We start from the raw sequence: 23,545 nt of genomic DNA on the forward strand, positions 1-23,545 counted from the left end.
CGAGCTCACGCGCGCAGGGCGTCCGCGACCGCGCGGAGCAGCTCCTCCGTGGCGAAGGGCTTGCGCAGGAGCCGGACCGTGTCGGAGTCCACGCCGTGGTGGGCCAGCATCCCGTCGGTGTAGCCCGACATGTACAGCACCCGGAGGTCGGGCCACCGCGTGGTCAGCAGGTGGGCCAGCCTCGGGCCGGACACCCCCGGCATGACGACGTCGGTGAGCAGCAGGTCGGGACGGCGGGGGCCGTCGTGCCCGTCGTCGACCAGGACGTCGTCCGCGCTGCCGCTCGTCACGAGGTAGCCGGCGTCCGTCAGCACCCGGACGACGCTCCCGCGCAGGTCCACCTGGTCCTCGACGACGAGCACGCGCTGGCCCCGACCTGACGGCAGCGCTCCGACCGCCGCGGGCTCGGCCGGGCGCTCGAGGGTCTCCGGGAGCAGGACGCGGACGGTGGTGCCCTCCCCGAGGGTCGACTCGATGCTCACGTGGCCGTGCGCGCTCTGGACCATGCCGTAGACGGTGGCCAGCCCGAGACCGGTCCCGCCCTGGGCGGACTTGGTGGTGAAGAACGGCTCGAAGGCCCGCTCGAGGACCTCCTCGGTCATGCCGTGACCCGTGTCGACGACCTGCAGGTCGACGTACCGGCCGGGCGGCAGCCCGAGCGGGGGGTCGGTGATGACGGCGTCCCTGGCGCCCACCGACAGGGTGCCTCCGCCGGACATCGCGTCCCTGGCGTTGATGGCGAGGTTGACCAGGATCTGGTCGAGCTGACCGGGATCCATCCGCACGAACGGAACAGGCTGCAGGTCGAGCTCGACCCGGATGTGCTCACCGAGCCCGGCGCCCAGGAACGCGACGACCTCCTCGATGCGCGAGAGGACGTCCACGACGGTGGACCTGGTCGGTTCCTGGCGACTGAACAACAGCAGCTGGCGGGTCAGCCGGTTGGCCGATCGGGCCACCTTGAGGATGCTGTCGAGGTGGTTGTCGACGTCCCCGACGACGGGCTTCCTCTGGGCCAGCTCCGCCGTCAGGACGATGGCCGCCAAGGCGTTGTCGAAGTCGTGAGCCACGCCGCCGGCGAGCAGCCCGACGGCCTCGAGCTTCTGCGACTGGCGGAGGTGGGCCTCGAGCTGCACGCTCTCGGTCACCTCCGAGGCCACGACGCCGATGCCCAGCACGTCGCCACCGTGCTGTGCCCGGACCGGGTAGAAGCTGACGACCCAGTGGCGCTGGACGCCGGGCTGCGCGTCGGTGACTCCCGAGATCTCCAGGCCCCGGACCGCCTCGCCCGCGCCGAGGACGCCCTCGTAGATCGCCTCCAGCTGCGGCCACAGCTCCGGGACGACGTCGGAGACCAGACGTCCCAGGTGCTCGGAGGCGGGCAGACCGTTCATCTCGGCCAGCGCGTCGTTGATCCGAGCGAACCGGTAGTCCCGGTCCATGAACGCGAAGCCGACGGGGGCCGACTCCAACAACGTCTCGAGGAGTGCCAGCGTCTCGGCCTGGGCCTCCGCGGCGGTGGCCCTCCCCTCCGCTTCGCTGATCTGCTTCAGCTTGCGATCGGTGATGTCGGTGACCATCCCGGCGACCCGCAGCGGGGTGCCGTCGGAGTCCAGGAGGAACCGTCCGCGGGTGAAGAGCCAGTGCACGGACCCGTCGGGCCACACCACGCGTACGTCGACCGCGTAGGCCTCGCCGCCGGCCAGGGCGGTCGCGAACGACTCCTTCACCATGGCCCGGTCGTCGGGGTGGACGTGCGCGATGTAGTCGTCGTAGCTCCAGGACGGCAGCATCTCGGTGTAGCCGAACACCTCGTCGTGGAGGAGGGACCGGGTGGTGGTGTTCGTCGTCATGTCCAGGTGCCACCAGCCGATACCAGCGGCCTCGAGGACGAAGCGGATCGCGTCATCGAGGGGTTCGATGTCTGGGGCGTCACGGCCCTCGGTCCCCATGCCGGGATGGTAGTCCCCGGAGTCGGTCGCGTCCGGTCCCGTCGGGCTGCTGCCCCGGCCCACCGGTCCGTGCCCGCAGACCGCTCGCGTGGGGCAGGATCAGCCCATGAGCAGAAAGAGGCGGGTCCCGCCGCAGGACGCGATGTTCCTGTGGACCGAGACGCCGGAGACGATGATGCACGTGGCGTCGCTGATGCCGTTCACGCCACCGGCCGGCGCGGGACCGACGTACCTGCGCGACGTCCTCGACGAAGCGCGCGAGGAGCCGGTCAAGTCGCCGTGGAACATGAAGCTGACGCACCCGTTCCTGCTGCGCCACCCGCTGCAGTCGTGGGTCGAGGACGAGAGCTTCGACTTCGACTACCACGTACGCCGCTCCGCGCTGGCGAGCCCGGGTGACGAGCGGGAGCTCGGCATCTTGGTCTCACGCCTGCACAGCCACCAGCTCGACTTCACCCGGCCGCCGTGGGAGCTGCACGTCATCGAGGGTCTCGAGGGCGGCCGGTTCGCGCTGTACACGAAGGTGCACCACGCCCTCGTGGACGGCTTCACTGCGGTGAAGATGCTCGGTCGCTCGCTCTCGGAGGACCCGGACGCCCAGGGCAAGTTCTTCTTCAGCCTCGACCCGCCCAAGCGGTCGAAGCCGCCGAAGGAGTCCGCGTCGCTGGTCCGCGCGGTGAGCGGCACCGCCACCGGTGTGGCCAAGGGGGCGATCGGTGCGGCCGGCTCCGCCGCCGGCGTGGCCAAGGCCGTCGTGAAGCTCGAGCTCAGCCGGGGCGAGGAGCACAAGAACCTCAAGGGCGGGTGGAGCGCGCCCGACTCGATCCTGAACCAGCGCACCAGCCGCGCCCGTCGCTTCGCCACCCAGCAGTTCGACACCTCCCGCTTCAAGGCCGTCGCCGAGGCGTCGGGAGGCACGCTGAACGACGTCGTCATGGCGGTCTGCGGCGGTGGGCTCCGCACCTACCTCTCCGAGCTCGACGCGCTGCCGGAGAAGCCGTTGGTGGCCTTCGTGCCGGTGAACATCCGCGAGCAGGGCGACGAGGGCGGCGGCAACAAGGTCGCCGTGCTGATGGCCTCGATGGGCACCGACGTCGACGACCCGGTACGTCGGCTCGAGGCGGTGATCGACTCGACCAGCCAGGCGAAGAGCCAGATGGCCGGACTGGGACAGCTGCCGGCCCTGGCCTACTCCGGCTACCTGCTCGCGCCCAGCCTGGCGCAGACCGTCTCCGCGATCGCCGGGGTGAAGAACCCGCTGCCGACCACCTTCAACCTGGTGCTGTCGAACGTGCCGGGTCCGAAGAAGACCTTGTACCTGCGCGGCTCACGGCTGGAGGCGGTCTACCCGGTGTCGATCCCGGCGCACGGGATGGCGCTGAACATCACCCTGGAGACCTACGCCGGCACGATGAACTTCGGCTTCATCGGAGACCGGGAGGCCGTGCCGCACCTGCAGCGGCTCGCCGTCTACACCGGGGAGGCGTTGACCGCCCTGGAGGAAGGTCTGGGGCTTCCGGGCGGAGCGGACAGCGAGGGGGCTCGCTCGCCCGAGGCGCAGGCGCAGGCGCCGAAGAAGACCGGATCCGGACCGTCGTCGGTGACCCGCGCAGCGCTGGCGAAGCCCGCGAAGAAGAGCACGGCCGAGAAGAGCGCCGCGAAGAAGAGCACGGCCAAGAAGAGCGCCGCGAAGAAGGCCACGGCGAAGAAGAGCACGGCCAAGAAGAGCGCCGCCAAGAAGAGCACGGCCAAGGAGAGCGCTGCGCAGGGCACGGCCACGACGAACACCGCGAAGAAGGCCACGGCCACGAAGACCACGGCGAACAAGGGCACGGGCAAGAAGGTCACGGCGAAGAAGACCAGTGCCACGAACTCCGGCTCCGCTCCCTCGTGAGGTGAGAGCTCCGGGGGCGGTGGCGGCGCTGCTCTCCGTCGCCACGACGTTGACGGGGTGCTCCGACGAGGGCCGGGCCACGCCGTCCTCGACAGGGTCCTCCGCGTCCTCCGCGTCCTCCGCCTCGGACCCCTCGGACCCCTCGGACCCGTCGGACCCCGCGACCCCCGCCGAACCGGTCGAGAACCTGAGCGTGACCGAGGTCTGCACCCGGGCCGCCGAGATCTGGCCACGCACCGCGTCGCTCGACCTCGAGGACCTGCGGGCCGTCGAGTCGCAGCTCTTCGAGATCAGCACCGACCCGACCAACGCCGAGGAGTCGTTCGCCCTCATCCATCTCCAGTTCGGACTGGAGGACGCCATCGCCTCGAGCGTCTCGGACTCCTTCGGGGCGATGCGGCGCGAGCTGGCACGCGGGTACGACGATTTCGAGAAGGCCTGCCGTGAGGACGGCGCACGCTTCTGATCGTCCGACCGGTCGGACGGGCAGCTCGGCGGTTTCTCGGGGCTGAACCCCCTCGTCGGCGGGCGAGCTGCCCGTTCGAACGGGCGCACCGGCCGCCACCTCGACGGATGAGGCAGCGGATCAGGCGGTGGGACGCCGCAGCAGCACGAGTGCACCGCGGTCGAAGGTGCGCGTCTCGACGACCTGGAGATCGAGAGCGGGGTGCGCGTCGACGTGTGCCGCCACCTCGTCGGCCTGGTCGTCCGGACCGACCTGGAGCACGGCGAAGCCCGCAGGGGCGAGGTGCTGCCCGATCACCTGGAGGCAGGACCGCACGAGGTCGAAGCCGCTGACGCCCCCGTCGATGGCCAGACGGGGGTCCTCGGGGAAGGTGAGGACGTCGGCGCTGGCGACCCACGGCGGGTCGGCGATGATCGCGGCGAACCGCTCCTCGGGATCGAGCACCTCGTCCATCCGCCCGCAGCGGACCGTGACCTGCTCACGCATGCCGGCGCCCTGAGCGTTGACCTCGGCGAACGAGCACGCGACCGGGGAGAGGTCGACCATCGTCAGCGGCCGGGCGTGGCCGTGGACCGCGAGCAGCCCGATGTGGCCGGCGCCGGAGCACACCTCGAGCACGGGGCCCGGTGGGGCGTCGTGCAGCAGTCCCGACACCCAGTGCGACTGCGCGACGGTCCACGGTCGGGGCTCGAGGACGCGGTGGTCGTAGGCGATGGTGAGCGGGCCGTACGCCATGGTCTGCACCGAGGTCGTGGTCACCGGTCCCCGCTCGCGACCGGCTCGTGCCACGGCTCGGTCGGCTCGAAGGTCCTCGCCACCTTGTGGGTGCCGTCGCACCACGGCTGCACCGCCGAGTGGCCGCAGCGGCAGACGGCCGAGACCGGCCGGGTCGTGGTGTGCTCGGCGCCGTCGGGGTCGCGCACCCGGTGAGCGCCGCGCAGCAACAGGGGGCCGGCGGGGCACGCCACCGCACGCTCGTGCGGGAAGGGTGCCGGCACGACGGGTTCAGTCATCGACGCCCCACTCCGCCAGGGCTCGACGGGCGACCCGGTCCTCGAGGTCGAGGCACGAGAAGGCGCCCAGGAACACGTCGTCGGTCAACGCCGGCTCGTCCGCGACCAGTGGTCCGCAGATGTCGCGGACAGCCTGCTGCTCGTGCGCCGCGTCGGCCAGCACGTGCTCGTCGTAGTAGTCCACCAGCTCCTGCGGCATCCCGAGCCGCGCCAGGCCCTGGGCGATGCGGCGCGCGGGCATGGAGCTCGTCGCCTCGAAGGCGGCGAGATGGCCCAGCGCGGCGCCGCGCAGCCGCCGGTGCAGCCCGAACAGCGACATCGCGTTGTTCTGCTCGAGGATCTCGGCCGGTGCGTCGTCGACGTAGGCGCCGTACTCCGCGCTCAGCCCGGCAGCGGACATCCCCAGCGCGAAGAGGTGGGCGTGCAGCCGGTTCGGGTCGCCGGCGCCGTACTCGTCGAAGAGCACCGCCGACAGCGCCGCCTTGGGTCGCGTGGTGAGCCGCGGGACGACCCAGGCCGTCGCGTCGGACTCCTTGAGGTGGTAGACCGAGCGCCAGCGCAGCAGCTCGAGCAGCTGCTCGCGGTCGCAACGCCGCTGCACGTGCGCAGCGAGCGACAGCCCGTCGTGGCCCGCGACGTAGGAGAAGAAGGTGGTGGCGAAGTCGGCCCCCACGGTGGGTGCGGTGACGCGGGACCTCAGCTCGGCCTCGAACGCGGTCTCCAGCCGACGGCGTACGGCGAGCAGGGGCGGGTGCCACTCCATCGACTCGAGGGCGTGGTCGAGACCCTGGTGGTGCAGCTCGTACATCGCCCACAGGGCGACGTGGGCGTCGTCGGCGCCGTCCGGCTCGAGGTCGGCGACCAGGTCCCAGTCTTCGCGCGCGCCGCTCATCAGCCCGAAGAGCACCTCGCTCAACGGCCCACGGGGCTTGGGGATCAGCATCCCGGTCCTCTCCTCTCGCTCGAGTCGCCGACCCGGTACCCCGGGAGGGCCGGAGGTAACGGGTGCGGGCGGCCCGGGCAGCGGCACGCAGCCCTGTGCAGCCCGTGCAGCGAGGAGCCGCCGCCCGCACCGACGACGCTAGCCGTCGACGAAAGCCGGCGCCCCACCCTCAACGGTGGCGGGGCGCTGGAAGCCGCTGCTGCGGGGCCCGGCGATCACCCCACGACGAGTCGCGCGAGCAGCAGCAGCCCCGCGCCGATGCACGCCGCGGCAACGATCGCGCGCAGCCGCTCGGCGCGCACCCGGGTGGCGAGCGCCGCGCCGACGAGGGCGCCGGTGGCGGCGAGCAGCCCCAGCCCGGTCCCCAGGCGTACGTCGGTCAGCCCGGCGTCGAGGTAGCCGACCGAACCGGCGACGACCACGGGCAGCTGGGCCACCTGGCTGACGGCCACCGCCCGGACCGGGGGCACCGCCAGGACGAGCAGCAGCGGCACCAGGATCACCGGTCCGCCGGTGCCGGTGAGGGCCGACCCGAACCCGACGAGCCCGCCGAGGGCGACCAGTGTCGATCCTCGCCGCGACTCACCCGTCGCGCCGCCGGGCTCCGCGGACGGCCGCCGGCGCCGGAGCTGGTGGAGGCCCACTCCGATCGTGAAGGCCGCCATGACCGCCACCAGCAGCGGGCCGGGCAGCAGGGCGTTGGCCCGTGCGCCGAGGAAGGCGCCCGGCGCGATCCCGGCGCTGAGCCAGCCGGCCATCGCCCACGGCACGACGCCGCGCCGCGCGTAGGCGACCGTGCCGACGACCCCGGTGAAGCCGAACACCCAGAGGCTCGTGGCGGCGGCCTCGCTCGCCGTCAGTCCTCCGACGAACATGAGCCCCGGAGGCAGCAGCACCCCGCCGACGCCGACGAGTCCGATGAGGACGCCGACCACCGCGGCCAGTCCCAGCAGCAGCGGCACCCGTGTCCCCCTGTCGGCCCAGATCGTGCGCCATCGCAGGCTAGCGGCGCGGGGGGTGCCTCGGGACGCGGGGCCGGTGGCGCGGACCCGGATCGGAGAACGTGCCCTCCTCCTCACCCCGCCCACGCACGCGATGGTGGTGGGCGGGGCCCCCGGTCACCTGCGCGCGTCCGCCCGTCGCGTGGTGCAGGCGACCATGAGAGGACGTACCCCGATTTATCCGGATCACGCGAGTCGCGCACCAATTCTTGGACGACTGTCCTAGTCTTCTCTCGAGCCCCGGTCAGCCTCCCCCGTCTGACCGGGGCTCCCTGCTGTCCCGAGGGTGGTCCGCGTCGTCGTCTCGTCGCGGTCCGCGTCGTCGTCCCGTGGTCCCGGGCAGCCGCCCTGGGACGCCCCGGTCACCCGCGTCGGTTGCGCCGGTCACCCACCCTGGTCAGGGTGGTCGCCGCTGGGCGTGCTGCCGATCCGGGCCCGCGCGCAGGCCACGACGGCGCCCAGGTCCAGCTCGTACGTCGGTCCGCCGCTCGCGCCGTAGGAGGCCAGCCGGCCCGCCGCCCGCTCGAGGAGCCGGGAGGCACCGACCGCGTTGCCGCGCTCGTGGTGGGTCAGCCCGACGCAGAGCTGCGCCAGGCCCTGCCACAGCTCCCGCTCGTCCTCCGGGCCGGACTTCCACCGCACCTCGAGGGCCTCATGGGCCTGGAAGGGACGGCCGACGTCGAGCAGCTCGCGGGCGTAGGTCAGCGTGTCCTCCGGCGACCGGGGGTCCTCGGAGATCGGCTCGACCCCGGGCTCGCCGTACGCCAGGGGGCGGCCGAGCCGGTCGCGCGGTCGCGCCTGCTCGGCGCGACCGGCCGCGTTGCGGTCGCGGTCGGCCGCCGGCTCCGCGGCGGCGTCCGTGCCGGTGCCGGTGCCGGCGCCGGGGACGGCGCCGGGGGCGGAGCTGGGGCCGTCGGTCTGCTCGTCGGGGGGTGCCACCTCGCCCACCCTACGGACCCGTGGCGGCCGCGAACCGGGCCGCGACGACCCGCACCGCCTCGCGCAGCTCGGGGCCCTCCTCGACGGTGAAGGCGACGGGCACCTGGGCCAGCCACTCCTGCGCGTACATCGCGGGGTTGCCGGTGCTGCCGGTGAGCACGCACGAGGGGCCATCGGGCCCGTCGTCGGCCACGAGCCGGCCCATCGGCGACCGGATCCACGGCGCCACCACCTCGAGCGGGGCCGCGAAGCGCACCCGGGTGGTGAACTCCCAGCCGGAGCCGAGGTTGGTCTCGAGCGCCGCGACCGGGTCCAGCCCCTCGGGTGGCTCGAAGGACTCGGGGCGCTGCTCGACCGACCCGATCCGGTCCAGCCGGTAGGTGCGGGTCGCGTCGGCGCGGTGGGAGTGGCACAGCAGGTACCACCGGCCGTGGCGCACGACGACCGCCCAGGGGTCGACCTCCACCTCCCAGGCGCTGCCGGACTCCGCGCGGTAGGACAGGTGGACCCGGCGTCGGGCCGCGACCGCGGCGACCAGCGCGGTCGTGGTGGCGGGGTCGGGCCGCGTCGGGTGCCGCACCGGCGTGGTCGCCGCATGGGCGCGCAGCGTCGCGGCCTCGCGCCCCACCCGCTCCGGCAGCGCCCGCACCACCTTGTCCAGCGCCGGGCCGACCTCGCCGTCCCCGGGGCCGCTGTCGAGGACCGCCATCACGAGGCTCAGCGCCTCGGTCTGGGTGAACCAGACGGGCGGCAGCCGGGTGCCGCGCCCGAGCCGGTAGCCGCCGTACGGCCCACGGGTCGACTCGACCTCGATCCCGGCCTCCCGCAGGATCGCGACGTACCGGCGCGCCGCGCGCTCGGTGACGCCCAGCCGCTCGGCCAGCTCGGAGGCGGTCACGCCCGGCCGCGCCTGGAGCAGCTCGAGGGCGCGCAGCGCGCGGGCGGTGGGGCTGAGGTCGCTGCTCACGGTGGGGGCCACGGGAGCAGGCTAGGCACGGCGGTGCGGCTACCGGAAGGCATCCGTCCGCAACCTCGCCTAACGTGAGCCGCGCCGCGACCCGACCGGGCCGGCCGCGCGGGACCGGGCATCCGGACCGCGCGTCGAGAGAAGACGTGGAGGACCGCATGGACATCGTGCTCGTTGCCGGACTGTGGCTGGACGCGTCCGCCTGGGACGCCGTCGTCGGAGAGCTGGAGCAGCGTGGTCACCGCGCCCGGCCCGTCACGCTGCCCGGCCAGGGGGACGGTCGCGCCGGGGCCACGCTCGACGACCAGGTCGCGGCGGTGGTCGCCGCCGTCGACGCCGCTGTGCAGTCCGGCGGGGAGTCCGGTGGGGGTCGCCCGCTGGTGGTCGGCCACTCCGCCGCCTGCTCGCTGGCCTGGCTCGCGGCCGACGCCCGCGTCGACCAGGTCGCCGGCACGGCCCTGATCGGAGGCTGGCCGTCGCCGGACGGGGAGAAGTACGCCGCCTTCTTCGACCTCACCGACGGCGTCATGCCCTTCCCCGGCTGGGAGCCCTTCGAGGGCCCCGACTCCGCCGACCTCGACGACGCCACCAAGGAGCGGGTGGCCGCCGCGGCGATCCCGGTCCCCGGCGAGGTCGCGCACGGCGTCGTCCGGCTCACCGACCCCCGCCGGTACGACGTACCGACGGTGCTGGTGTGCCCGGAGTACACGCCCGCCGAGGCGAAGGAGTGGATCGACGCCGGCGACCTCCCCGAGCTGACCCAGGTCACCCGGCTGGAGATGGTCGACCTCGACTCCGGTCACTGGCCGATGTTCAGCCGGCCCGCCGAGCTGGCGCAGGTGCTCGCGGAGATCGCCGACCGGCTCGGCTAGGGGCCGGTCTGGCTGAGGTACAGGTTCAGCCGAGGGGCGCGTTCAGCTGAGGCACAGGCAGAACGGGTGCCCGGCCGGGTCGAGGAAGACCCGGAACGTGGTGCCCGGCTGGTGCTCGTGCTTGGTGGCCCCGATGGCCAGCACCTCGGCCTCGGCGGTGTCGAGGTCCTCGACGACCACGTCGAGGTGCATCTGCTGCGGCACGTCCTGGCCCGGCCACACCGGGGCGCGGTAGTCCTCGACCGGCTGGAAGCACAGTGACTGGCCGTGGTCGGAGCGGGCCTCGACCCACTGGCCGCCGTCGCCGTCGCTCACCTCCCAGTCGAGCAGCGCTCCGTAGAAGCGGCCGAGGGCCTGGGCGTCGGGGCAGTCGAGGACGATGGTCGGGAAGCGTGCGATGGCCATGGGTGCACGCTAGGCCCGGTTCCGGACGATCGGGGTCCGTTGGGGCTGGTGGACGTGCCCTCCCGACGCTGAGCCGTGGACCTCGACGACAGGTGCGTGGGAAAAGCACCCTCGCGGCCGCCGGCGCGGTGCTTTTCCCACGCATCTGCGAGGGCTCCGGGGTCGACCGGCCCCGGGCGTCCTGTGGTTCGCTGGGGCGTCATGGAGACCCCGACCGGCCCGGCCCTCGTCGACGCGCTGCGGCTGACGCCGCGTGGCGCGGTCGACGCCCTCGAGGACGCCCTGCGCTCCGGCTTCGACCCGGAGGACGACCCGCCCCGGAGCCGGGTCGCGACGGCGGCGGGCGAGCTGCTGCTGATGCCCTCGACACTGGGCGACGTCTCGGGGGTCAAGCTGCTCTCGCTGACCGGTGACAACCCGCAGCGTGACCTGCCGGTGGTCCAGGGTGCCTACCTGCTCTTCGAGGGCCCCGGTCAGCGCCCCGCGGCGCTCGTCGACGGCGCCGCGCTCACCGACCTGCGGACCTCGGCGGTCTCCGCGCTGGCGGTGCGCCACCTGCTGCCCCGCTCCGACGACCGTCCGCTCCGGCTCGTCGTGCTCGGCGCCGGGCCCCAGGCCCGGGCCCACGTCACCACCCTGCGGACGCTGCACGACCTCGCCTCGGTGACCCTCGTGGGTCGGGCACCGGACACGGTCGCAGCGCTGGCCCAGGAGCTCGGAGCCGCCGTCGGTGACGTGTCCGCGGTGGCGGAGGCCGACGTGGTCTGCTGCTGCACCTCCGCGACGACGCCCCTCTTCGACGGCGACCTCGTGCGCGACGACGCGGTGGTGGTCGCGATCGGCTCGCACCACCCGGGTGCCCGGGAGACCGACGACGTTCTCGTACGTCGCTCCGCGGTCGTCGTCGAGTCACGCCGCAGCGCGCTGGCGGAGGCCGGCGACGTCGTGCTGCCGATCGACGCCGGCGTGCTCGACGTCGCCGACCTGGTGACCCTGCGTGAGGTGGTCACCGGCGCCGTCGTCCTGCCCGAGGGGCGGCCGCGGCTCTTCAAGGGCACCGGCATGTCCTGGCAGGACCTCGTGGTCGCAGCCGCCGAGCTCCACGCTCGCCGTACTTGACGGCGGGCGCAGAACCGAGGGACACGCACCCTCGGGGGCCGAAGCGAGGTGCCTTTCCCTCGGTTCTGTGGCGCCCGACCCGACAGATGCGTGGGAAAAGCACCCTGGCGAGCCCGGGTGAGGTGCTTTTCCCACGCATCTGCGGGGCGGGCGAGCGGCAGCTGACCGGAGGCCCGGCGGTGGGTTCAGCGAGGCCTGCCGGGAGGATGACTCCCATGCCGCTCTCCTGGACCCTGCACAACGACGGCCGCACGGTGACCGAGGGCGCCGTGGTCCGTCCCGGTGAACGGCTCAGCTGGCCGCGCACCGTCGGTCTCGGCGCCCAGCACGTCGTCGCGATGTTCGGCGCGACGTTCCTGGTGCCGGTGCTGACGGGCTTCCCGCCCACCGCGACGCTGTTCTTCTCCGGTGTCGGCACGATCCTGTTCCTGGTGCTCACCGGCAACCGGGTGCCGAGCTACCTGGGGTCGTCCTTCGCCTTCATCGCACCCATCACGGCCGCCACCGCGAGCGGCTCGATGGGCAACGCGCTCTTCGGGGTGCTGGTCACCGGCCTGCTGCTCGCCGCGGTCGGAGCGGTGGTCGCGAGCACGGGCGCGGGCTGGATCGACGCCCTCATGCCGCCCGTCGTCACCGGCGCAATCGTCGCCCTCATCGGGCTCAACCTCTCGGGTGCGGCGACCTCTAACGTGCAGGCAGCCCCCTGGACGGCGCTGGTCACCCTCGTCGCGCTGCTCGTCGTCGCCGTCGTGTTCCGGGGCCTGGCGGCGCGGCTGTCGATTCTGCTGGGGGTGGTCGTCGGCTACGTGTTCGCGGCGTTCGCCGGCGCCGTCGACCTAGCCGCCGTCCGCGACGCGGCGTGGGTCGGCCTGCCCGACTTCTTCGCCCCCGAGCCCAGCTGGGGCGTGCTGCCCGCGTTTCTCCCGGTCGTGCTCGTGCTCGTCGCCGAGAACGTCGGCCACGTCCGCACCGTCGCCCACCTCACCGACGACCCCGAGGTCAACGCCCGCACCGGTCGGGCGCTGCTGGCCGACGGGCTGGCCACGACCCTGGCCGGCGCGGGCGGCGGGTCCGGCACCACGACGTACGGCGAGAACATCGGCGTCATGGCGGCGACCCGGGTCTACTCGACCGCGGCGTACTGGGTGGCGGGCGCCGTGGCGATCCTCCTCAGCCTGTCGCCGAAGTTCGGCGCGCTCGTCAACACCATCCCTGCGGGCGTGCTCGGCGGCGTGACGGTGGCCCTCTACGGCCTCATCGGCGTGGTCGGCGTGAAGATCTGGATCGACAACCGGGTCGACTTCTCGAAGCCGGTCAACCAGTTCACCGCTGCCGTCGCGCTCGTCGTCGGCATCGGCAACCTGACGCTCAGCTCCGGCGACGTCATGGTCACCGGCATCGCGCTCGGCACGGTCGCCGCGCTGGTGGTCTTCCACGGCATGACCGCGCTCGAGCGTGCGCGGGGCGCTCGCGCCTGAGGCCGGGCGACCACCCGGTGGCTACCGTGGCGCCCGTGGAGATGATCCTGGGGCCTGTGCACGGGCCTGTCGCGACCGAGGACCTGCCCGAGCACTACCCGTGGCCCGAACGGGATGGTCGGCCCTGGGTGCGAGCGATGATGTCGTGCACCCTCGACGGTGCCGCGGCCGGCGCGGACGGGCTCAGCGGATCGATCTCGAGCGACGCGGACGGTGCGGTCTTCTCCGCCGTACGTCGCTTCGCGGACGTCGTGCTGGTGGGCGGCGGGACGCTCGCGGCGGAGGAGTACGGACCGTCGAAGGCGTCCGAGGAGGACGCGGCTCGACGCGCGGCTGCCGGCCAGGCCCCGGCGCCGGTGATCGCGGTGGTGTCCGGCTCGCTGAAGCTGCCGCTGGACGACGACGGGTTCACCGCCTCGACGGTGCGACCGATCGTCTTCACCACCGCCGACCCCGACCCCGACCGTCTGGCGGCGGTGCGTGAGCGGTGCGACGTCGTGCAGGCCGACGGCGACACCGTCGACGTCGGCTGGGTCGTCGAGCGCCTCGCCGAACGGGGACTGTGGCGCATCGTGTGCGAGGGAGGGCCGTCGCTGCTGCGGGACGCGGCCGCCGCCGACCTGCTCGACGAGGCCGACCTGACCTTCGCGCCGCTCCTCGTCGGCTCGGAGAACACCCCCCGGACCGACATGCTCGACGACGCCTCCCGCTTCGAGCTCGCCCACGTGCTCACCGAGGAGGGCGTCCTCATGACCCGTTACCTGCGCGGTGGCACCCGGTGATCGGCCTGCGGGAGCTCGCCGCCCTCGTCGAGGAGCACGGTGAGCACCTCGACCACGAGGTGGCGCCGTTCGTCGTGGGCGGCACCGCCCACGACACCGACGCCACGCCGCTGCTGATGGGCGTGGTGAACCTCTCGCGCGACTCGTGGTACCGCGAGAGCGTCGCCGCCACCCGTGAGGCGGCCGTCCGGCGCGGGACCGTGCTGGCTGCCCAGGGTGCCGGGCTCGTCGACGTCGGGGCCGAGTCGGTCGTCGACACCGCCGACCGCGTGGCGGCCGACGAGCAGACCCGTCGCCTGGTGCCGGTCATCGAGGACCTCGCCGCCGCGGGTGTCGCGGTCTCCGTCGAGAGCTACCACCCCTCGGTGGTGCGGCGCTGCCTCGAGGCCGGCGCGGTGGTGCTCAACCTCACCGGGTCCGTCGACGACGAGGAGATGTTCGGCCTCGCCGCCGCCCACGACGCGTCCGTCGTGCTGTGCCACATCGTCGGCGACAACGCGCGCGAGCTCCACGACCCCTCGCGGAACCCGGTGGCGCAGGACCCGTTCCCGGCGATGGAGGAGCAGTTCGCGCGCCGCCTCGAGACCGCCCGCTCCGCCGGTGTCACCTCGGTGGCGATCGACCCCGGCCTCGGCTTCGGCTTCTCCTGGCTGCCCGACCCGGTCGACCGGGCGCGCTACCAGGCCACCTCGCTGCTGCAGACCTTCCGCCTGCGTCACCTCGGGGCACCGATCTGCCACGCGCTGCCCGCCGCGATGGACGTCTTCGGGGAGGAGGTGCGCACCGCGGAGGGCTACTTCGCCGTGCTCGCGCACCTCGGGCGGACCGGCATCTACCGCACCCACGAGGTGACGCGCGTCGACGCAGTCCTCACCGCGATGCGGGTGTTCGCCGCGTCCTGACCGCGCTCGAGCATGTGCGGGGCACCGCGCCTGAGTGCGTCGGCAGGTCTACGGGGCGGAGCCGCCACGCCGGGTGAGGACGACCGCCAGCACGCCACCGAGAGCCGACAGCAGCAGGAACAGCACCAGCTCCACCTGACCGGCGTCGCCATCGGCACCGATCATGAGCCCGAGGAACACCAGGGCTCCCACGACGACGGCGATGACGACGTTCCTCATGCGCCCACTGTCCCAGCCGGTGCGCTCGAGCGAGGGCTTTCGCCCGCCCTGCACTGCCCGCCGGGCGGACGGGGAGGGTGATCAGCCGAGGACCATGCCGCGGTGCATGACGCGGTCGCCGACGACGCCGGAGTGGTCGGCGCGGTGCATGACGCAGCCGTTGTCCCACATCACGACGTCGCCGGGGCTCCACCGGTGGTCGAGCACGTTGGCGGGCCGGGTGGAGTGCTCGAAGAGCTGGGCCACGACCTCCTCCGACTCGATCGGGTCGAGCCCGGTGACCGAGGCGCACCGCGCCGGCGTCGTCAGGTAGAGCGCCGTGCGGCCCGTCACCGGGTGCGGGCGGAACACCGGGTGCTCGGCCTCGGACTCGTCGTCGGGCCCGAGCTCGACGCCGGTCACGACGTGGCGGATGGTGCGACCGGCGAGCCGCTTGCGCAGCTCGGCGGGCAGGGTGTCGAAGGCGCGGTACTGGTTGCTGAACTGCGTGGCGCCGCCCTGCTCGGGCACGGTCACGGCGCGCAGCGCGGTGTACGCCGGAGGCGTCACGACGTAGCTGGTGTCGACGTGGAACGAGCTCCTCGGAGGAGTCGTGCGCCCCACGTTGCTGATGACGTTGAGGTCCGGGTGCCCCTCGAGCGGCGTCTCGCCGGTGGTGAAGGTCAGCGTCCCGAAGCGCTCCAGCAGCGCCACGAAGGCGGCGTCGTCGAGGGTCTGCTCGGGCACCACCACGACGCCGTGCTGCCCGAGGAGCACCCGCAGGGCGTCCACCTGGGCGTCGTCGACCCACGCCAGGTCGACGTCGCGGACCACGACGCCGACGGGGTCGAGGGTCTCGGTGGTCAGCAGGGTCATGGGGTCACCTCTCGGGCGGAAGGGGAGGGGGCGGTCCGGGCGGGGGGAACGGTGGGCCGAGGGGCGAGGACGTCGTCGACGGCGAGCCGGAACAGCCGCGCGAGCGGCAGGCCCGCGGCCTCGGCCATCACCACGAGCACGCTGCTCGGCGCGTAGGAGCAGTAGAGGCTGGCCTCGAGGAACCAGGGGTTCCCGTCGGGGTCGACGCGGAAGTCGAAGAGCCCGTAGTGACGGCACCCCAGGGCGTCGTACGCCGCTCGCGCTGCGGCGTGCACGGCCGCGACGACCGGGTCGTCGGGGTCCACGATCCACGCGTGCTCGGCGTCCTTGGCCACCAGGCCCAGGTCGCCGGTGTCGTCGCGCCTCAGCTTGTCGGCGTGGTCGCGCACCGGCTTGCCGACCGGGTCGACGGCGTACTCCTCCAGCGGCATGCACACCAGCTCGCCCTCGACGTCGACGACGCCGCAGCGCACCTCGCGACCGAGCTCGACGTACGTCTCGACGAGCGCGCGCGGGGAGTGGCGGCACGCCTCGGCCACCGCTGCCTCCAGGGCGCCGGGGGCGGCGGCGTCCGGCACGAGCGTCACGCCCAGCGAGTTGTCGGCGTCGACGGGCTTGACCACCACGGCGCCCTGCGGCGCGCGACCCTCGAGCGTCACCGGCTCCCCGGGACGCACCACCACCCCCGCCGGCACCCGGACGCCGCCGGCGGCGACGACGGCGCGGGCCAGCGCCTTGTCGGCGCCGATCGCCATCACCTCGGCGCGGTTGCCCAGCATCGGGACCTCGAGGAGCTCGAGCAGGGCGCGGTAGCGCGTCATCCCGGGGCGGCAGAACATCTGGGGGACGGCGACGTCGGGCGCCAGCGCGGTGATGCGCCGGACCGCCTCGGCCAGCGTGCAGCTCGGCGCCGCCGCGACCGACTCCACGTCGAGGTCGCGCGGGAAGCGCCAGCGGCCGTCGGGCGAGACGTGCGCGACCACGTGCTCGTAGGCGTCGGCGCCGGGCAGGACGTCCGGCAGCGCCCTCGCCCGGAGCGCGTCGAGGCAGCCACGGGCGTAGAGCAGCGAGACGTCGGCCAGCAGCTCGCTCTCCGCGGACCCGACGAGGTGCAGCACGGTCAGCGGCACCTCAGTCGCCCCCCGGCTCCACGAGCTTGCCGATGTTGAGGTCGACCTTCTGCCACGGACGTCCGCGCCGCAGGTTGCCGAGCAGCAGCGACGGCACGTGCACGTGGTGCAGGGCCAGGAACGGCAGCGGGTCGTCGCGGTCCAGGACGGCGTCGACACCACGCCGCACGGTGCGCAGCCGGCCGGGGGCCGTGCGCGGGTGGCGCAGCGACTGCCACAGCTCGTGGTGGAGCCAGTACGTCGGCCGCCCGCCGAGCGGCGGCTCGACCAGCGGGGCGTCGTCGTCGAGGTAGGCGGCGGACACCCCGGGGTGGTCGTGCAGCAGGGTGATCGCGGAGTGGGTGCGGGGGTTGCACTCGATGGCGCGGGCGACCCCGTCGGCACCCTCGATGAAGTCGAAGGACAGCTGGCCGGTCCAGCCGCCGGCGGCGACGAACCGCTCCACCCACTCCCGGATCTGCGGTTTGTCGACCTGCTCGTAGGTCAGCTGCCAGGGGGAGCTGGCGCAGCAGACGTAGACCTGGAGCCGGCCGTCGCGGACGGTGCCGTGCGTGCAGTACTCGGTCCCGACGAGCAGCTCCTGAAGGATCCACGGATGGTCCTCGCTGATCGGCAGCGACCGCACGAACGTCTCGGTCTCCGCCGGGGTGGGCCGGGGCAGCGGCGTCAGGTCGAGGCGGCGCACCGGGTCGTAGGGGATCGACTTGAGGACGTAGGTGAGCCCGGTGGCGGCGAAGTCGAAGTCCAGCACCTGCTGGGGATCGGTGATCCGGTGCGTCTCCGGCACGGGCAGCCCGAGCCCGGCGGCCATCGCGGAGAACGCCTGCTTGTCGTCGACCTGACACAAATCACCGGCGTCGAGGTGCACCACCTCGCAGTGGCCCGAGAGCAACGCCCCTGCCTCGGCGTCGGGCAGGCTGGCGGCCGGGCTGCAGACCGGCACGTAGACGTCGACCCCCTCCTCCTTGACGACCCGCAGCAGCGCGTCGGCGTAGTCGGGGGAGCTGGTGTCGGGCACGACGTGGAACGCGTCGACGGCGCGGGAGAAGCGGTGCCCGGTCCAGCGGTAGCGGGCGGTCTCCACCATCACCACCCGGTGACCCGCGGCGTGGAAGTGGCGAGCCAGCGCCAGCGCCTTGGTCATCTTGCCGCCGCTGACCAGGACCGTACGGCGACGCGGGTCGGGCGGCACCGGTGGACGGGAGGGACGCAACCGCGCAGCGCCGACCAGGGCGAGGTTCACCGGCAGCGTGGCCTGCAGCAGGGCGACCGCGCCGACCGTGCGGCCCGCACGCGCCAGCCGGCGCAGCGCACCGTCCGACGAGACGTCGGGGGCGGCCACCTCACACCCTCCGGGCGAGCGTGACCCCGTCGCGCAGCGGCACCACGACCTGCTCCACGCGCGGGTCGTCGCGCAGCTGCTCGTTGAAGGCGGTGACGGCGCGGCCGTTGGGCGAGGAGGCCTCCGACCAGGGCTCACCCTGGAGCAGCGTGTTGTCGACGCACAGCAACCCCTCGGGGTGCAGGAGCCCGCGGTCGAGCAGGAGGTCGAGGTAGCCGGCGTACCCCGGCTTGTCGGCGTCGAGGAACACGAGGTCGAAGGTCTCGCCCTGCTCGGCCAGGCGCGCCAGCGTCTCGCTCGCCGGTCCGACCTCGACCTGCACCCGGTCGCCGACGGGGGAAGCGGCGAAGCAGTCCCGGGCGAGGGCCGCGACGCCGGGGTCCAGCTCGCAGGCCACGACCCGCCCGCCCTCGGGCAGCGCCTCGGCCATCGCGAGCGCGGCGTAGCCGGTGAACATGCCGACCTCCAGCACCTGCCGGGACCGGCTCACCCGCACGAGCATCTGGAGGAACGCACCCTCGACGTGGCCGGACAGCATCTCGGCCTCGAGATTCCCCTCCCAGGGTTCGGCACGGGTGCGCTCCTCCAGGGCGGCCAGCGCCGCCGACGGGGGCGAGGTCTGCTGCTCGACGTACCCCTCGAGCCCGGCCGCGATCGCCCGGGCGCGGGCGAGGTCGGCGCGGGCCTCGAGCGGTACGCCGGGCACGTCGGCCACCTGCCGGGCCACCGAGCCCAGCAGGTCGGCCACGATGCCGACGGGGGTGACGGGTCGCGCCCCGCCGACCGGGGCGCGCGACGACGTCGGGGCCGGACCCCCGAGCGGTCCGGTCAGGTCGGTGTCAGCCGACATCGCGGACCGGGACGCCGGCCTGGGCCGGGACCGAGCCGTGCCCGGCAGCGGGCACCTCGACCGTCGACTCCTCGAGCGCGATGAAGGCGTCGACGCCGGCACCGCCGCGGGGGAGGGCAGCGCACAGCTCCTTGTGCTCGCGCAGCGTGTCGACCAGCTCGTCGACGTCGATGTCGCTGACGAAGTGGCAGGTGCCGATCGGCCGCGGGACGGCCGCACGGAGCAGGCCGTCGCGGGTGGCCAGGATCGAGGCCGTGGACCGCTCGAGCAGCTCGGGGGTGAACCACGGGCTGTCCACCGTGAGGCCGAGACGGCTGAAGAGACCGAGCACCCGGTCGCGGTCGGCCGGCGAGAGGTAGCCGCGGCGGGCCGCCAGCGTGGCGGAGTAGGCCATGTCGACGCTGATGGCGTGGCCGTGGAAGTAGTGCGGAGCGGGCGTGAGCTCCAGCGTCGGGCTCCAGGTGTGGCCGTAGGCGATGACCCGGTCGAGGTCGAGCTCGTGGAGGTTCGGCACCTCGAGCTCGAGCATCGTGCGGATCGCGTCGTAGGTGATCGAGCCGGCGACCTCGCGGAGGTGCTCGGCGCCGTCCGCGTGCCCGAAGGCGGTCGCGAGCAGCTCCTCGCCGTACTTCTCGAGGCGCTCGAAGATGCCGAGGTTGCTGACCGTCGCGATCTTGATGATCTCCGCGATGCCGTTGCGGACCTGGTCGATCGGGAGGGTGCGCAGCATCGAGAAGTCGAGGAAGACCTTCGAGGACGCGTGGTAGGCGCCGAGCCGGTTCTTGTGCGGGCCGTGGTTGGCGCCGACCTTGATCGACACGCTCGCGTCGATGAGGCCGATGAGCGTCGTCGGGATGCGGACGTAACCGGTGCTGCGCTTGTAGGCCGCGCAGGCGAACCCGGCGACGTCGGTGGTCAGCCCGCCGCCGACGACCAGGACCTGCTCCTTGCGGCGCAGGCCGAAGTCGGCGAAGGCGTCGACGATCTGCTCGACGGTGCGCAGGGTCTTCGCGGTCTCGGCGATGTGGACCTCGAGCACGGTCAGCTCGATGCCGTGGTGGGCGAAGTAGGCCCGGGCCCGGTCGCCGTGGAGCGCGAAGACGTTCTCGTCGACCACCATCAGGCAGCGGGCCTGGCGGGAGAAGACGTCGGCCAGCTCGCTGCTGCGAGGGTCGAAGACATCGGCGACGTAGTCGAGGGAGTACTCGATCTTCTCGTAGGCCTGGACGCGGAAGCCGGTGTCGGAGCTGGTCAGGCTCGCGAGGGGGGTGTGGCTCGCATTCACCTCGATCACCGTCCGGCCAGGGTGCGGAGGGCGGCGAGACCGAGCTCGTCGACGCGGCCGGCGGCCCCGTCGAAGTCGTGCCCGGCGGTGTTCTGGTTGGGGAACGCCACGCAGGGCACGCCCGCGGCACGGGCCGCGCTCACCCCGCCGACGTTGTCCTCGACGGCGACGGCGTGCTCGCTGTCCTCCTCGAGCGCCTCCAGCGCGTGCCGGTACGCCGAGCCGTCGGGCTTCGGCGTGCTGACCTGGGAGCTGTCGACCACGAGGTCGAACACCTCGTCGAAGGGCAGGGTGGCGGACACGGCGGCGGCGAGCGCGTCGAGGTTCTCCCGCGAGGTGGTCGTCACCAGGGCGACCTTGAAGCCCTCGGCGCGAGCGTCGCGGACGGTCTCGACCACGCCGTCGCGCGGCGTGAGGTCCGCCGAGCGCAGGGCGTCCTGGAACAGCTGCGACTTGGTCGCGTGGACGGCTGCGGCGTCGACGTCCTCGCCTCGCTGGGCGGCGTAGTCGGCGACGCGGTCGGCGCCGCCGTTACCGCCGAGGAGGTCGGCGTACTCCTCGCGCTCCCAGCGCCAGTCCAGGCCGTGCTGCTCGAACGCACGGTTGAAGGACTCGCGCTGGAGCTCCGAGGTGTCGACGACGGTGCTGATGGATCCGAGGAGAAGAGCAGGCACGACACGTTCCGTTTCTGCGCCCCCGAGGGCGCGAATCTGGGTCGGCGACGGGTCGACGCCGAGGTCTGCGGTGGCCGGCGGGTGGGCCGACCTCAAGAGACTTGCAGGCGAGACGTCGGAGATTTCCAGACCTGTCCGTTATGTCCCTCGCGGCAAGCGGAGCGTGAAGGAATTGGCCCCAGAACTGCTCACGTGCTGAGACGGCGGTGGTTCACTGTGGCCACTGACCCGACCCCCGGAGGGAGCAGCCGGTGAACGACTCACCCCTCATCAGCGTCGGCCTGCCGATCGCGCTGGCGATCATCATGTTCGGCCTCGGGCTGTCGCTCACGCCTGCGGACTTCCGTCGCGTCGCCCGGAGCCCGAAGGCGGTCGTGGTCGCGCTGGTGCTCCAGGTGCTGGTGCTGCCGGTGGTCGCCTTCGGCCTCGTCATCAGCTTCGACCTCGACCCGCTGCTGGCGGTCGGGGTGATGCTGCTGGCCGCATCCCCGGGCGGCACCACCGCCAACCTCTTCAGCCACCTCTTCCGCGGCGACGTGGCCCTCAACATCACGCTGACCGCCATCAACTCGGTGCTGGCCGCGGTCTCGATCCCCCTCATCACGAACCTCGCCATCAGCCACTTCGGTGCCGAGGGCGAGCTCGGTCTGCAGGTCGGCAAGGTCCTCCAGGTCATCGCGATCGTGCTGGTGCCGGTGGCGATCGGCATGCTCGTGCGCCGGCGCTCGGAGGCGTTCGCGGCGCGGGCGGACCGGCCGGTGCGGATCTTCTCCATCACGGTGCTCGTGGTGGTCGCCGTCGGGGCGCTGCTCGGGGAGCGCGAGAACCTCGGCGGCTACCTGCAGCAGGTGGGCCTGGTGACGGGGCTGTTCTGCCTGATCAGCCTCAGCCTCGGGTACGGCGTCGCGCGGCTGCTCCGGCTGGGACGCCCGCAGGCGATCGCCAGCTCGATGGAGGTCGGCATCCACAACACGACCGTGGCCCTCACCATCGCGCTGTCGGTGCTCGACAGCACGGAGGTGGCGATCCCGAGCGCGGTCTACTCGGTGCTGATGTACGTGCTGGCCACGGCCTTCGGCTTCCTCGTCACCCGCGGTCACGCGCGGCCCGACCGGGACGCCGGACCCGTCCACGAGTCGTCGGCCGGCGAACCCCGGACATGAGCGAGACCCGTACGCCGGTGCGCGCCGGCGCCCCGACCGACCTCCCGGCGACCGACCTCCGGGCGACCGACCTCCGGGCAACCGACCTCGGGACGACCGACCCCCGGGCGGCCGGCTCCTCGACGGCCCCCGACCCGACGCTGGAGCTGTTCGCCAGCCGCACGCTGACCGAGCACGTGGTCCGCGGGCTGCTCGGGCTCGTCCTCGTGGCCTTCGCCGTCGTGTCGGCCCAGGACCACCCCTGGGCGCTGCTCGCCCTGGTGCCGGCGGTCGTCGCCTGGCGCGGCTGCCCCACCTGCTGGCTCATGGGTCTGGGTCAGACGCTGACCCGGCGCCGCTCGGACCGGGCGGCCTGCGACACCTGCTGAGGTGGTGGCGGGTGGGTGAGGTGCGGACCTCAGGCGGCGCCGGCCGAGGGACGGCCGGTCCGGGCCAGGATCGCGTCGACCGCGGCCCGGGGGGCGTGGGTGGGGATCCAGTGGTCGACGCCCTCGAGCACGACGAGCTCGTACGGCGCGTCGACGTACCGGGCGCAGAGGTCGACGCCGGGGCGTGAGATGGCGGCGTCCTGGTCGCTCCACACCATCGTCGTCGGCACCCTGACCTTGCGGCCCAGCTGCGACCGGTCGAGCATGAGCATCGCGCGGTACCACCCCAGGCCGCCGCGGAGGGCGCCGTACTCCACGATCTCGGTGCGGAAGCGCTCGAGGTCCGCCGGGGTCAGCCCGCCGTCGGCGAGCCACCGCTCGCCGCGCCCACCGCGCCGCGACAACGTGCGCTCGGGCAGCCGGGGCAGCTGGAAGAAGTACATGTACCAGGAGTCCCGGGCCTGGCGCGTGGTCGCCATCGCCCGCAGGTAGGCCGTCGGGTGCGGCACGGAGAACGCGGTCAGGGTGCGCACCAGGTCGGGCCGCGCGGTCGTCACCGACCAGGCGATCGCGGCGCCCCAGTCGTGCCCGACGAGGTGGACCGGGCCGCCGATGCGCTCGACGAGCGCCGCGACGTCAGCGGTCAGCAGGGCGGAGCGGTAGGCGCGGCGCCGCCGCGGGCGGGCGCCGGGCGAGTAGCCGCGCTGGTCCGGCGCGATCGTCCGGAGACCCGCGGCGTGCAGCGCCGGGACGACGTCGCGCCACGACGTGGACCGCTCCGGGAAGCCGTGCAGCAGCACGACGACGTCGCCGTCGAGCGGCCCCTCGTCGCGTACGTCGAACCGCAGCCCGTCGTGCTCGTACGTCGTGATCCGTCCCGGGGTGCCCGCACTGGCCGTCATGACGGGCATCCTCGCAGCGTGTCG

At 73.3% G+C, this 23,545-nt stretch carries 25 protein-coding genes; 9 read left to right on the forward strand and 16 right to left on the reverse strand.

The window, feature by feature from the left end; translation table 11 throughout:
* Positions 1 to 5: 5 nt before the first annotated feature.
* On the reverse strand, positions 6 to 1,952 hold the full coding sequence (locus tag G7072_RS18685; RefSeq protein ID WP_166089067.1) for a PAS domain-containing protein: 1,947 nt from the start codon (positions 1,950 to 1,952) through the stop codon (positions 6 to 8).
* Positions 1,953 to 2,058: 106 nt separating this feature from the next.
* Between G7072_RS18685 and G7072_RS18690 the strand changes: the two genes are divergently transcribed.
* Positions 2,059 to 3,846: a wax ester/triacylglycerol synthase family O-acyltransferase gene (locus tag G7072_RS18690; protein ID WP_206063206.1), complete on the forward strand. Its 1,788-nt coding sequence runs from the start codon at positions 2,059 to 2,061 to the stop codon at positions 3,844 to 3,846.
* A gap of 1 nt (position 3,847) precedes the next feature.
* Positions 3,848 to 4,312, forward strand: coding sequence for a hypothetical protein (locus G7072_RS18695; RefSeq protein ID WP_166089069.1), 465 nt, complete (start codon positions 3,848 to 3,850; stop codon positions 4,310 to 4,312).
* Positions 4,313 to 4,432: 120 nt separating this feature from the next.
* Here G7072_RS18695 and G7072_RS18700 read toward each other — a convergent pair whose 3' ends face one another.
* The 6 genes from G7072_RS18700 to G7072_RS18725 form a co-directional block, all read right to left on the reverse strand.
* Positions 4,433 to 5,071: a class I SAM-dependent methyltransferase gene (locus G7072_RS18700; RefSeq protein ID WP_240917052.1), complete on the reverse strand. Its 639-nt coding sequence runs from the start codon at positions 5,069 to 5,071 to the stop codon at positions 4,433 to 4,435.
* Positions 5,068 to 5,325: a CDGSH iron-sulfur domain-containing protein gene (locus G7072_RS18705; RefSeq protein ID WP_166089071.1), complete on the reverse strand. Its 258-nt coding sequence runs from the start codon at positions 5,323 to 5,325 to the stop codon at positions 5,068 to 5,070. The genes G7072_RS18700 and G7072_RS18705 overlap by 4 nt, the downstream gene beginning before the upstream one ends.
* Entirely contained in the window at positions 5,318 to 6,268 is a 951-nt protein-coding gene (locus G7072_RS18710; RefSeq protein WP_166089073.1) for an iron-containing redox enzyme family protein, read from the reverse strand. The genes G7072_RS18705 and G7072_RS18710 overlap by 8 nt, the downstream gene beginning before the upstream one ends.
* Before the next feature lie 215 nt (positions 6,269 to 6,483).
* Positions 6,484 to 7,230: a sulfite exporter TauE/SafE family protein gene (locus tag G7072_RS18715; protein WP_166089075.1), complete on the reverse strand. Its 747-nt coding sequence runs from the start codon at positions 7,228 to 7,230 to the stop codon at positions 6,484 to 6,486.
* A 423-nt stretch (positions 7,231 to 7,653) separates the two neighbouring features.
* Positions 7,654 to 8,208, reverse strand: coding sequence for a DUF309 domain-containing protein (locus G7072_RS18720; protein WP_166089077.1), 555 nt, complete (start codon positions 8,206 to 8,208; stop codon positions 7,654 to 7,656).
* A gap of 10 nt (positions 8,209 to 8,218) precedes the next feature.
* Positions 8,219 to 9,187 carry a WYL domain-containing protein gene (locus G7072_RS18725; RefSeq protein WP_240917053.1) on the reverse strand — a complete coding sequence of 323 codons (969 nt, stop codon included), beginning with the start codon at positions 9,185 to 9,187 and terminating at the stop codon, positions 8,219 to 8,221.
* 146 nt (positions 9,188 to 9,333) lie between these two features.
* Between G7072_RS18725 and G7072_RS18730 the strand changes: the two genes are divergently transcribed.
* Positions 9,334 to 10,047, forward strand: coding sequence for an alpha/beta hydrolase (locus tag G7072_RS18730; protein ID WP_166089079.1), 714 nt, complete (start codon positions 9,334 to 9,336; stop codon positions 10,045 to 10,047).
* A 42-nt stretch (positions 10,048 to 10,089) separates the two neighbouring features.
* Here G7072_RS18730 and G7072_RS18735 read toward each other — a convergent pair whose 3' ends face one another.
* Positions 10,090 to 10,452: a VOC family protein gene (locus G7072_RS18735; RefSeq protein WP_166089081.1), complete on the reverse strand. Its 363-nt coding sequence runs from the start codon at positions 10,450 to 10,452 to the stop codon at positions 10,090 to 10,092.
* A 201-nt stretch (positions 10,453 to 10,653) separates the two neighbouring features.
* On the opposite strand from G7072_RS18735, the gene G7072_RS18740 reads away from it, so the two are divergent.
* The 4 genes from G7072_RS18740 (at position 10,654) to G7072_RS18755 (ending at position 14,733) form a co-directional block, all read left to right on the forward strand.
* On the forward strand, positions 10,654 to 11,571 hold the full coding sequence (locus G7072_RS18740) for an ornithine cyclodeaminase family protein (RefSeq protein ID WP_166089083.1): 918 nt from the start codon (positions 10,654 to 10,656) through the stop codon (positions 11,569 to 11,571).
* A 215-nt stretch (positions 11,572 to 11,786) separates the two neighbouring features.
* The gene (locus G7072_RS18745) at positions 11,787 to 13,049 is read left to right on the forward strand and encodes a solute carrier family 23 protein (RefSeq protein ID WP_166089087.1); all 1,263 of its coding nucleotides are present in this window, start codon (positions 11,787 to 11,789) and stop codon (positions 13,047 to 13,049) included.
* A gap of 41 nt (positions 13,050 to 13,090) precedes the next feature.
* Entirely contained in the window at positions 13,091 to 13,831 is a 741-nt protein-coding gene (locus G7072_RS18750) for a dihydrofolate reductase family protein (RefSeq protein WP_240917310.1), read from the forward strand.
* Positions 13,828 to 14,733: a dihydropteroate synthase gene (locus tag G7072_RS18755; protein ID WP_166089092.1), complete on the forward strand. Its 906-nt coding sequence runs from the start codon at positions 13,828 to 13,830 to the stop codon at positions 14,731 to 14,733. Before G7072_RS18750 ends, G7072_RS18755 begins: the two co-directional genes overlap by 4 nt.
* 48 nt (positions 14,734 to 14,781) lie before the next feature.
* On the opposite strand, the gene G7072_RS18760 is transcribed toward G7072_RS18755, so the two are convergent.
* The 7 genes from G7072_RS18760 to G7072_RS18790 form a co-directional block, all read right to left on the reverse strand.
* Positions 14,782 to 14,952 (reverse strand): hypothetical protein, encoded by a 171-nt coding sequence (locus G7072_RS18760; protein WP_166089094.1) that lies wholly within the window; start codon positions 14,950 to 14,952, stop codon positions 14,782 to 14,784.
* An 81-nt stretch (positions 14,953 to 15,033) separates the two neighbouring features.
* Entirely contained in the window at positions 15,034 to 15,807 is a 774-nt protein-coding gene (locus tag G7072_RS18765; RefSeq protein ID WP_206063207.1) for a TauD/TfdA family dioxygenase, read from the reverse strand.
* Positions 15,804 to 16,937: a D-alanine--D-alanine ligase gene (locus G7072_RS18770; RefSeq protein ID WP_166089096.1), complete on the reverse strand. Its 1,134-nt coding sequence runs from the start codon at positions 16,935 to 16,937 to the stop codon at positions 15,804 to 15,806. Before G7072_RS18770 ends, G7072_RS18765 begins: the two co-directional genes overlap by 4 nt.
* 1 nt (position 16,938) lies before the next feature.
* On the reverse strand, positions 16,939 to 18,279 hold the full coding sequence (locus G7072_RS18775) for a hypothetical protein (protein WP_206063208.1): 1,341 nt from the start codon (positions 18,277 to 18,279) through the stop codon (positions 16,939 to 16,941).
* Position 18,280: 1 nt separating this feature from the next.
* Positions 18,281 to 19,129 (reverse strand): class I SAM-dependent methyltransferase, encoded by an 849-nt coding sequence (locus G7072_RS18780; RefSeq protein WP_166089098.1) that lies wholly within the window; start codon positions 19,127 to 19,129, stop codon positions 18,281 to 18,283.
* The gene (locus tag G7072_RS18785; RefSeq protein ID WP_206063209.1) at positions 19,119 to 20,423 is read right to left on the reverse strand and encodes a sedoheptulose 7-phosphate cyclase; all 1,305 of its coding nucleotides are present in this window, start codon (positions 20,421 to 20,423) and stop codon (positions 19,119 to 19,121) included. The genes G7072_RS18780 and G7072_RS18785 overlap by 11 nt, the downstream gene beginning before the upstream one ends.
* On the reverse strand, positions 20,420 to 21,088 hold the full coding sequence (locus G7072_RS18790) for an HAD-IA family hydrolase (protein ID WP_166089100.1): 669 nt from the start codon (positions 21,086 to 21,088) through the stop codon (positions 20,420 to 20,422). The genes G7072_RS18785 and G7072_RS18790 overlap by 4 nt, the downstream gene beginning before the upstream one ends.
* Before the next feature lie 251 nt (positions 21,089 to 21,339).
* Between G7072_RS18790 and G7072_RS18795 the strand changes: the two genes are divergently transcribed.
* Both G7072_RS18795 and G7072_RS19890 read left to right on the forward strand, forming a co-directional pair.
* Positions 21,340 to 22,251 (forward strand): bile acid:sodium symporter family protein, encoded by a 912-nt coding sequence (locus G7072_RS18795; protein ID WP_166089102.1) that lies wholly within the window; start codon positions 21,340 to 21,342, stop codon positions 22,249 to 22,251.
* Complete coding sequence (locus tag G7072_RS19890) at positions 22,248 to 22,619, forward strand: hypothetical protein (protein WP_206063210.1); 372 nt, start codon at positions 22,248 to 22,250, stop codon at positions 22,617 to 22,619. The genes G7072_RS18795 and G7072_RS19890 overlap by 4 nt, the downstream gene beginning before the upstream one ends.
* A 29-nt stretch (positions 22,620 to 22,648) precedes the next feature.
* Here G7072_RS19890 and G7072_RS18805 read toward each other — a convergent pair whose 3' ends face one another.
* On the reverse strand, positions 22,649 to 23,521 hold the full coding sequence (locus tag G7072_RS18805) for an alpha/beta fold hydrolase (RefSeq protein WP_166089105.1): 873 nt from the start codon (positions 23,519 to 23,521) through the stop codon (positions 22,649 to 22,651).
* Positions 23,522 to 23,545: the final 24 nt, after the last annotated feature.

It is taken from the genome of Nocardioides sp. HDW12B (assembly GCF_011299595.1).
Classification (GTDB): Bacteria; Actinomycetota; Actinomycetes; order Propionibacteriales; family Nocardioidaceae; genus Marmoricola_A.